This window comes from Micromonospora sp. NPDC004336, assembly GCF_053602615.1.
This window is the reverse complement of the sequence record NZ_JBSGDY010000384.1, coordinates 1-1,046: the sequence shown is the minus strand read 5'-3', so window position 1 is coordinate 1,046 and position 1,046 is coordinate 1. Positions and strand designations below refer to the sequence as shown.

The 1,046-nt window shown below is 74.0% G+C and carries 1 protein-coding gene; it reads right to left on the bottom strand.

The annotated features are described in order from the left end of the window. On the bottom strand, positions 1-868 hold an 868-nt coding region (locus tag ACWENR_RS30905; protein ID WP_452280457.1), incomplete at its 3' end, for an AMP-binding protein. Positions 869-1,046 lie beyond the last annotated feature (178 nt).

Genomic DNA, 1,046 nt, shown 5'->3' with positions numbered 1-1,046 from the left:
GCTCACCGCGCTCGCCGTCGGGCAGCACCTCGCCGGTGACCGGATCGACGATCTCCGGGTAGAAGTGGTCCTCCCACAGGTGCAGCCCGTCCTTGGTCTCCACGCACTCGTTGGCCACGCCGGGCCCCATCACCTCGGACAGGCCGTAGACGTCGACGGCGTGCATGTCGAGGCGCTGCTCCATCTCCCGGCGCATGTCCTCCGTCCACGGCTCCGCGCCGAAGACGCCCACCTGGAGCGAGGTGCGGCGCGGGTCGACGCCCTGCCGTTCCATCTCGTCGACGATGGCGAGCATGTAGCTGGGGGTGACCATGATGACGTCGGGCTCGAAGTCGCGGATCAGCATCACCTGTCGTTCGGTCATCCCGCCCGAGACGGGGATGACGGTGCAGCCCAGTTCCTCCGCGCCGTAGTGGGCGCCGAGCCCGCCGGTGAACAGTCCATAGCCGTACGCGACGTGCACCCGGTCGCCGGGGCGCCCGCCGGCGGCGCGGATCGACCGGGCCATCAGCCGGGCCCACGTCCTCAGGTCCTCGGCGGTGTAACCGACCACCGTCGGCCGGCCCGTGGTGCCGGAGGAGGCGTGCAGCCGGGCGATCCGCTCGCGCGGCACCGCGAACATGCCGAACGGATAGTTCTCCCGCAGCTCCGCCTTGCCCGTGAACGGGAAACGGGCCAGGTCGGCCAGGTCGCGGCAGTCGTCGGGGTGCACGCCGGCGGCGTCGAAGGCGCGGCGGTAGTGCGGGACGTTGTCGTACGCGTGCCGCAGCGACCGGCGCAGCCGCTCCCGCTGCACCGCGCGCAGCTCGTCGACGCTCGCCCGCTCGATCGGCTCCAGATCCTCCGGGCGCGGGGCGCGGTCCTGCATCGGTGCCTCCTGCACGTCACGGTGGCGCGAGCGGGCACGCCGGGCCGTCCCGGAGCCGGGCCGCCCCGCCCGCCGATCTTGGTACCGTACGCCGGCCGCCGGCCTCGCACCACCGGCAACCCGGCCGAGCGGGACCGGCGGGTCAACGCGCGACGCGAGCGGCGGCGGCGGCGGCGGC